At 36.6% G+C, this 8725-nt stretch carries 6 protein-coding genes; 3 read left to right on the top strand and 3 right to left on the bottom strand.

Translation table 11 applies throughout. The features are described from left to right. The first annotated feature begins 82 nt into the window (after window positions 1-82). Complete coding sequence (locus V7164_RS14785) at window positions 83-724, top strand: WGR domain-containing protein (protein WP_335354465.1); 642 nt, start codon at window positions 83-85, stop codon at window positions 722-724. An 829-nt stretch (window positions 725-1553) separates the two neighbouring features. Here the strand turns inward: V7164_RS14785 and V7164_RS14780 are convergent. Continuing rightward, window positions 1554-3521 carry a hypothetical protein gene (locus V7164_RS14780; protein WP_335354464.1) on the bottom strand — a complete coding sequence of 656 codons (1968 nt, stop codon included), beginning with the start codon at window positions 3519-3521 and terminating at the stop codon, window positions 1554-1556. Window positions 3522-4302: 781 nt separating this feature from the next. Here V7164_RS14780 and V7164_RS14775 point away from each other — a divergent pair. Further along, window positions 4303-5313: an aromatic ring-hydroxylating dioxygenase subunit alpha gene (locus V7164_RS14775; RefSeq protein WP_335354463.1), complete on the top strand. Its 1011-nt coding sequence runs from the start codon at window positions 4303-4305 to the stop codon at window positions 5311-5313. 98 nt (window positions 5314-5411) lie between these two features. Continuing rightward, complete coding sequence (locus tag V7164_RS14770) at window positions 5412-6776, top strand: NCS2 family permease (RefSeq protein ID WP_335354462.1); 1365 nt, start codon at window positions 5412-5414, stop codon at window positions 6774-6776. A gap of 317 nt (window positions 6777-7093) precedes the next feature. Here V7164_RS14770 and V7164_RS14765 read toward each other — a convergent pair whose 3' ends face one another. Then, the gene (locus V7164_RS14765; RefSeq protein WP_335354461.1) at window positions 7094-7801 is read right to left on the bottom strand and encodes a M48 family metallopeptidase; all 708 of its coding nucleotides are present in this window, start codon (window positions 7799-7801) and stop codon (window positions 7094-7096) included. 1 nt (window position 7802) lies between these two features. After that, entirely contained in the window at window positions 7803-8300 is a 498-nt protein-coding gene (locus tag V7164_RS14760) for a DUF1456 family protein (protein ID WP_335354460.1), read from the bottom strand. Window positions 8301-8725: the final 425 nt, after the last annotated feature.

Below are 8725 nucleotides of genomic sequence, written 5' to 3'. Positions count from 1 at the left end.
GTGTAATATGGTAGATTAAATTAACCGATAATCAATACCTTTTAAAAAATCACTTAACATACTAAAACCGGAAGGAATTCTTATGACAAAAGCAATTTCTCTTTATACGAACGACACCCCTTTTTTTGCGTTGAAGGAAGTAGAACAACGAGTTGTACTAAATTATGTATCAATCCAAGCTAACTCCAATAAATTTTATATTATAGAATTTCAGGAAGGAGTAGGAGAATACTCTTACCGCATTTATACTGAATACGGACGGATGGGAAATTCTCCAAGAAAACAAGAGAGATATTTTCTAACTCGCTTAGAAGCTAAGAATGCATTTGAAAAGATTCTTTCTTCTAAACGGAAAAAAGGGTATGAATTAATTGTGATAGATGAAGAATGGGACGAATCTTCTCTCATACCAATCAGAGCTCCCTTTCGAAGAAAACCAACTCACACGATTTCCCAAGCCCTCCTTTTTTCTATTCATACCCAATTGGGGAAACTTTCAGAGATTCAGCTTTATAGAGGGATTCAAATATTAACTGAAATTGAAGAGAAGATACATAATGGCAACACAGATGTTATTCACCTGTCTAATCAATTTTATTCTGTTATTCCTGTTGTGTTTGGAAATCAAATAGGCAAAACCCATCTATTGGATAATTCCAAGAAGGTGCAAGCAAAAAAAGAATGGTTGAATCAAATGATCTCCGCTGCACATTATGAATATTGAGTGAAGAAACAAAGAATTCTTTTTAGAGTATCTTAATATTTTGAGATAAGCTGAGATGCACCTCATATGCAGATTATATGTAGCAACACATGGGGAATTGGTAATTTTTTCTCAAAATTTAATGCTACTGCCTATCCTAGATCAGCCACTTTCCTTCGACTTTCTCCTATTTAACAGTAATTGTGTCTTTATAATCCATATTTCAATTCTCCAATTCCAGAGATTCACTATAAATACGATTCTACTATTCCAAAGTACTCACTTGAATAATTCAATAATGAGTTTTGCATTAGATATTGTGCCTGTCACGCGCGAAAAGTCTTGTTCCATAGATGTTACACAAGAATAATTTTGAGAATAAACAAAACAAAAAAAGCCCAACCATTAAGGATTTGAGCTTCTTCTATCAACTAAAATAATCTTTGCAACCGCTTCACAATGAATTAGGTGGTGATGGCAGATAATATAAATGTAATAGTGTTTTTCAAAGTCGATGATCAATTTATTAATGAGAAAAAATGTCTATTTGTTAAATTTGCACTTCGTACTCGTTTCGAGACAACTAAATATTCATTTTCCAACTTGATAAGGTCAGCCAGTTTTCCTTTTCCTTGGAAGCACGGGGACGGTTCTTCTGCTTCTTTTTTGGAGGTATGAGCCTCTATTTTTAGGTTTTTCCAAACCTAATTTTGGCGCTAGTAAACTTTTATCGGATAATAACACGCTATTATTTTAGTTTGTAAAAAAACGTACCCAGTGGAAGGGTACGCTTAAGACTAATTGGAATAAATAATTTAAGATACAAACAAGCAAATACGTTTTCGCAAATCTACTGAAAGCTTACCTTTACCGTTACTTCCAATCTAGTTGCTGGATCTGTATTGGAAACATTTATTGGTAAAGCAAAGAGGTTACTAAATAAAGTGAATTCGCCTGGTTTTTTCCAAGATTCAAAACTAAATGGTCTAATGTCCCAGCTTATTTCCACTTCGTGCTCTTTATCTGCAGAATCGACTATGGTTACTTTTTTAGGTAATGCGGCCGTAAACTGTTCAAATGTAATATCTTTTGAAAAATAAAGTGGATCTAGTGGTTTAATTTCTTTTAGCGTAATATCTGTTTTGATTACTATTGTCACATAATTAGCTATAGTGCCTCTATCAACTACCTTTAATGGGTTGGTAATTCCATCATACAATGTTTCTTTATATGCGTCACCAAGCCATATGTTATGCGTATACATTCCATCAGGTGCATCAAAGTGGATTGTATATTCTCCTACTGGAATATCATTCATAACGTAACGTTCCTTACCATTCCAAGGGGTACTTCCCTCTCTATATTCTTTCCCTGTTACTTTATCCTTAAGATAAAATGATCCTATAATATTTTCAAATGGTATTTTATTTGAAGTAGAAGTAGAATCTTTATATAGACTTATTTGTACTTTCCCTTTTACTATTGGTGCTGGCTTCTCTCTTACAATAGTTATTTCTTTAACAGTTGTGTTCCCAGCTCCATCTTTAAGCATATACGTAAATACATTTTCACCTATTTCTAAGTCTACAGACCATTCTAAAGTTCTGCTAATTTCAGAACTATAGTTACCTTCGTATTGCTCAATATGACTATCAAATTCATACAGTTCTAAATAACCGTACCTATCCTTCATATTAATTTCTAGTTGGGCTATATCTGAAGAAGCTTCTCTTTCTTTTACCACTATATTTAATTCTGGAGGTGTGGTATCAACATAAAACCTTCTTGCAATACTGCCATTTTTTCCTGATTGCGAAATAACATTTACACTAATAGCATGCGAATTATCTTCTAACGTAAGGAGTTTACTGAATTTATATGCAGGTCCTTTATAAACAACACTTCCATTGCTTTTTACTTCTGCATTTTCTTCATATTCAACATCTGCTGCTTGATCATGAATAAGGATTTTTTCAACATACTTTACATTTGTTACATAACCTTCGAATAAAATTTCAGAATTCGCAAATGTTTTTAGCGGTGTAGGGGAATGCATATATATTGCTGGGAAGAAATAATTATCTGCTGCTTCCTTTTCTAGATATTGTATTTTTTCTAATAAGGCCCCTAATAACTCTTCGCCTGAAATATGAGCATTTGGATCCATTCCTTTCACTTTTGCCACCTTGGTCATGGCAGCTAATACTGCTTCCTTATCCTTTATTCTTATATCTTCAAATGATGGTAAAGATTTTATGACTCCTTCTGCCTCTTGAATCAATTCAAGTAAAAATAAATCTTTTATTCTATTTTCTAATTCCTCTAATTTTTTCAAGTTGGTCACTAATTCTTTTTCTTCAGGTGTCAATGCATCATAATACGTTCTTGCTGCTGCTACCATTTCTTTATCATCTAAAGCTAATTCAACAACATTTGGCAGCTCATCTATTAGTCTTATCGCCTCATTAACACGGCTCTTATCCATTACATACTTTATTGTTTTTGCTAGTTCTACGATTTCATTTTTTCCGGTAAAGACCTTTATATCTATTTCAGATGTTTTAAATATTGATTTTGTAAAATATCCATTTTTGTCTAGGTTTACATGAAAGCCATTAATCTCTACACTTACTTTCGTATTCCCTTTGTAACTATCTGGTACTTCTAAAGCACCTATGATGTCTATTTTCTTACCCTCAGAGTCTATTATAGTTGGTTCCTTAATCCATTTAATATCGTCTGCTTTTTGGCCAAATACAACCGCACTACCCAAAAGCATGGATACTGCCACTAGTACAAATAGTATTTTCTTAATCATCTGATTTCAAATCCCCCTAACGTTTAGTGAATTTAATAATAAATATTTCGATACCCCCCTTTATGTGTATTTTCTGAATATTTAATCATTACAAATATATGATAAAATATTCCATTTTTCAATAGATTTATTAATAGAAAGAGAGCTTTGAAAGGGGAAATTTCTCCTGTCATCTTATCGAATTATATTAAGATACACTGCGAAAAATGTTGATTTTTGTATTGATAAAAAGTCCCAAAAAAGTAATTTGAGGGGCTACTGCCTGTTTCTGGTGATCACAATACTTTCGCAGTAACTTTAATACCAATGTGGTCCTCAAGAAACGTGATCTAGTTGTTATATTCTTAAATACCCAAACATATCCATTAATAAAAATAATGGGGGCCTGGTTTATTTGGGTTATAAACCCACATCGTAAGTTCATTGACAATAGGTGCTGAAATTCCCATTTCGTTTCCACATCCCTTTTACATAGCTATGTTTTAGGCATTACGATCCGGTCCTTATTGCCGGACATTGATGAACATCGGTCTTTTATCGGACGAAGATCCTTTGGCATTACTTCTTATGTAAATGAAACAACTGGGTACCGTTGCATTGCACATAGCTTATTTGCTAGGGGGATCGTTTCTCTTTTCTGTCTGCTATCCCCTACTCTGGAAAAGCCGTAAGCAGGTGTTATTTTATTGGGAGGTGGTTGTGATGTAAAGAAATAGAGAAGTTTTCACTGCCAAAGCAAAAAAATAGCGAAAAAAAGATGAAGGGAAGGAAAACTTAGGAAATGACAACAAAAAACGTACCCGTCCTGCCACATTTGGTGGAGAAGGACCCTGTATTGGTGAATGAGTGGCTTCCTGTTTACAAAGCTACGGATTTGAAAGATCAACCTGAACAAGTAGAACTATTAGGGGAAAAAATCGTAATTGTAAGATTGGAAGGAAAAGTTGTTGCCTTCCGCGATCTGTGTATCCACAGGGGTGTTCCGCTTTCAATGGGAAAAGTGAAGGAGAATCGTCTCGTTTGCGCATATCACGGATGGGAATATAGTGCATGCGGATCTTGTGTACGAATCCCTGCTCAAGAAGCCAAACAGAGCATCCCCAAAAAGGCAAAAGCGATCTCGTATCATTGTCAGGAAGCACTTGGACTTATCTGGATATGTCTTGGACAGCCCGCTAACCCTCTAGTGGACCATCCCATGTTCACTGATCACGATTACAAATCGGTCATATGTGGGCCATATCCTATCGTTGCAGCAGCACCGCGCGTTGTGGAAAATTTCCTGGACGCTTCCCATTTCATGTTTGTACATGAAGGATTACTAGGTGACCCAAGTCATACAGTAATTAACGATTACCATGTAAAGCGTATAGAAAATCGTCTAATATCCGAAGAAATTGTCGTTTATCAACCTGATCCCGATGGCCGAGGCACCCCCATTAACAGCAATTACACGTACGAAGTTCTTGCCCCACTAGTTGCCCGTCTCAACAAAATAGACAATGAAACACAACAGGTGTTTAGCATGGTATGGATTATTCAACCAAATAATGAAAAGCAAAGCATTGCCTATGCAATTGTCTCTCGTAATTATGACCTTCATCTACCTGATCATGTTTTTATTGATTTCCAAAATACTTTGCTTTTACAAGATAAAGCCATTATTGAAGCTCAAAAGCCGGAACTGTTGCCTCTAGACCTCCAAGCGGAGTTGCATCTGAAATCGGATAGAATGAGTATCGCCTATCGTAAATTATTGAATGAACTTGGTTTGACTTTTGGGACAGCGTAAAGAATAACAGGTACGAAAACATTGTTACGGAGCCGTCCCCCACGATTCAATTGGACTAAAATGAGTTCGTCTAAATATTATCAACGAAGGAGGATCTTATGTCGGGACAAACTCAAATAAATAATCCACATAATCTGAAGCCTGTTGGCCGAGACTCTTGGTTGGAACGCCGCTTTCGACTTTCGGAACGAAATACGAATGTAAAAACAGAAATTTTAACTGGTATTACGACCTTCGTCACAATGGCTTATATCATTTTTGTCAACCCATCCATTTTAGCGGATGCGGGTATTCCAATGGAAGCAGCAGTAGCTGCCACTATTTACGCTAGTATCATTGGTACAATTTTATATGCCTTCTGGGCGAATCTTCCGATTGCGGTCGCCCCTGCAATGGGATTAAACGTCTTTTTCACTTATACGGTTGTCATAGGTGAAGGATTGTCTTGGCAAACAGCTTTAGGTGCCGTGTTTATTTCAGGTATCGCCTTTTTAATACTTACAATTACCGGCATCCGAAAAAAATTAATCACTGCCATTCCTCCCACCCTTCGTTCTGCCATTGGGGTTGGTATAGGGCTGATGATCGCATACATTGGGTTACAAGGATCGGGAATTATTATCGCAAATGAGGAAACATATGTTGCACTTGGCAATATCAAGTCAAGTGGACCACTGCTCGCGATAGTAGGGTTAATTATAGCAGCAGTGTTGACTGCTAAGCGGATAAAGGGTGCCTTTTTGATCAGTATTATTGGTATTACTGCATTAGCGATGATATTTGGAGAGGCTCCAGTACCACAAGGGATTGGAGATATTGTCTCACTCTCTTTCCCAAGCCTGGCTGACACGTTCTTGCAAATGGATATTTTAGGAGCTCTAAGCTACGGTCTTTTTTCGATCATTTTTACCTTCACAATTGTCGAATTATTCGAAAATCTAGGAACTCTGGTCGGTTTAGGGAAAGTTTCCGGATTAATGAAAAACGATGGAGATATTAAAAACATCAACAGGGCATTAACAGCGGATGCAGTTGCCACAATGGCCAGTGCATCCATGGGTTCCACTGCTACGTGTGCATACATCGAAAGTGCGGCTGGGATTGCCGAAGGAGGTAAAACCGGGTTAAATGCGCTGACTGTAGCGATCCTTTTCTTCGCTGCCCTCTTCTTCACGCCATTTGTCACACTCATACCAACTGTAGCAACTGCTCCTATCTTGATCATGGTTGGGGTTCTAATGTTGACAGAGGTGCAGTACATCAAATTTGATGACTATACAGAAATTGTACCTGCATTCCTTACGATGATTATGATGCCGTTAACTGTAAGCACAGCTGAAGGTTTGGCATTTGGCTTTGTCTCTTATACGATCTTGAAACTACTCACAGGGCGTGCCAAAGAGCTTCACTGGATGATGTACTTTATCACCATTGCATTCTTAATCCACTTCCTTGTGAAGTAAATTCTAAAAATATTTTGATACACTGATTGTTATTGAAAGCATATATTTATAAGAATGTATAAAAAGCGGGTCAGTCCCCCACTGCTTTATCACAGTAATTAACTGACCCGGAATATTTATTTTACATAGAAGCCCAACCATTTAGGATTTGAGCTTCTTCTATCAACTAAAATTATCTTTGCAACCTCTTCACAATGACTTAGGTGGTGATGGAAGATAATATAAATGTAGTAGTGTTTTTCAAAGTCGATGATGAATTTATTAATGAGAATATGTCTTTTTGTTAAATTTGTACTTCGGCACTCGTTTCGAGACAACTAAACATTCATTTTCCAACTGGATAAGTTCAGCCAGTTTTCCTTTTCCTTATAGTCAGGCATTATTTTTCCAACAAGGCGCCAGAAGGATCGGTCGTGATTCAGATGAACCATATGGCACATTTCGTGAACGACTACATAGTCAATGACCTCCCGAGGTGCCATTGCCAGTCTCCAATTAAATGTTAACTGCAGCTTTGAATCACAAGTTCCCCAAGTCGTTTTGCTATCCGAGATACGAATAGAACGTGGTTTTGTTTTGAAGTTGCTTTGATAAGTGGAAATGCTCTTTTCCACTAAAGCCTTACACTGCTGGTAATAAAATCGTTTCAAAGCTTGTTTTATTTTTTCAGCGTCAGGCTCCTTTACATAAATATGGAGCTTTCCATTTTCAAACACTACATTTTCTTGCGTAATATTAATATCTTGGAAGATCTGTATAGGATAATGGTTTCCTAAATAAAGAAAACTCTCACCATACTCATAGACCTTTTTCTGTGGCCCCAGCAGCCTATCCTTCATTTCTTTTAATTTTTGCTGTATTAGATCCCATTTTTCTTCTACTAATTGAAGCACTCTATCATCAGGTGTCCCTTTCGGAGCCTGGACTTCAACATTTCCATAACTATCTATTGTCATTCCTATAGAGGTACGATTTTTGTACTTGATTTCCAAACGTATTGTCTCACCTAAGTATGTATGTATCATGTTATCCCCTGTATTTGATCGCCAATCCTTTTAAGAAATTCCTGGCAAATTTATCTCCGCACTCCTTATAATTCTTATGCCCTTCTTTTCTTAATAAAGCGCCCAGTTCTCCTTTTGTAACGGTAATTCCTGCATTGTCGAATATATCCAGCATATCCTCAGTCGTTAATGCTAATGCTATTTTTACTTTCTTTAACAGGAGATTATTAACATTTGCACTTTTATTTACAGACGGTTCTGGAGTAGCAGACTGCCCTGGCTTCGGCTCTTGCCTTCCTCTTTTATAAATAATAAAACCATTTAAAAATGAATCTAACATACTGTTATTACATTTTATTTGATCATCACTCTCGTCATCATACTCGTCTGATTTTGTGAGAATCTTTATTACTTCTGGAACTGTAACATCTACTCCCCCAAGCTTAAAGATCTCTGCCATTTCTTTATTTTTAATTTCTTGCGCATATCTCAATCGGATTAATATATCGTTATTATCCACAATAGACCTCCATAAAAAAATTAGTGTCAATCCTTTGTTCCAACAAAGGTACTGACCAATTGATAAATATCATACTACCTCATCGTAAATCTAATTTCAAAAAAATAATAGGAAACCCCCAATGGGTTAGTTGCCTACATTTAAAATTATCTTTGCAACCGCCTCACAATGTGCGTTAGGTATGCGCAACCATGACGGGTGGTGAAGGTTACAGGCTTTATATGTGCCTCTCTTGTCTTCAGTTGTTGATGGCGGCGGTTACTAGAAACCTTTTTCTCGGTAAATTGTCCATCCAGACTCTTTGCTTGGACTTTTTAAACCTTTTTCTCTGTGAAATGTCCATCCAGACTCTCTGCTTGGACTTTTCAAACTCATTTCTCGATGAAATGTCCATCCAGACTCTCTGCTTGGACTTTTTAAACCCA

Origin of the sequence: Bacillus sp. JJ1474, from assembly GCF_036965225.1 — a bacterium.
Taxonomy (GTDB): Bacteria; Bacillota; Bacilli; order Bacillales; family Cytobacillaceae; genus Cytobacillus.
This window is presented reverse-complemented; position numbering and strand designations above follow the sequence as displayed.

Coding starts and splice junctions, on each gene's coding strand:
- V7164_RS14785 (WP_335354465.1), top strand. CDS start 83: ATGACAAAAGCAATTTCTCTTTATACGAACGACACCCCTTTTTTTGCG.
- V7164_RS14780 (WP_335354464.1), bottom strand. CDS start 3,521: ATGATTAAGAAAATACTATTTGTACTAGTGGCAGTATCCATGCTTTTG.
- V7164_RS14775 (WP_335354463.1), top strand. CDS start 4,303: ATGACAACAAAAAACGTACCCGTCCTGCCACATTTGGTGGAGAAGGAC.
- V7164_RS14770 (WP_335354462.1), top strand. CDS start 5,412: ATGTCGGGACAAACTCAAATAAATAATCCACATAATCTGAAGCCTGTT.
- V7164_RS14765 (WP_335354461.1), bottom strand. CDS start 7,801: ATGATACATACATACTTAGGTGAGACAATACGTTTGGAAATCAAGTAC.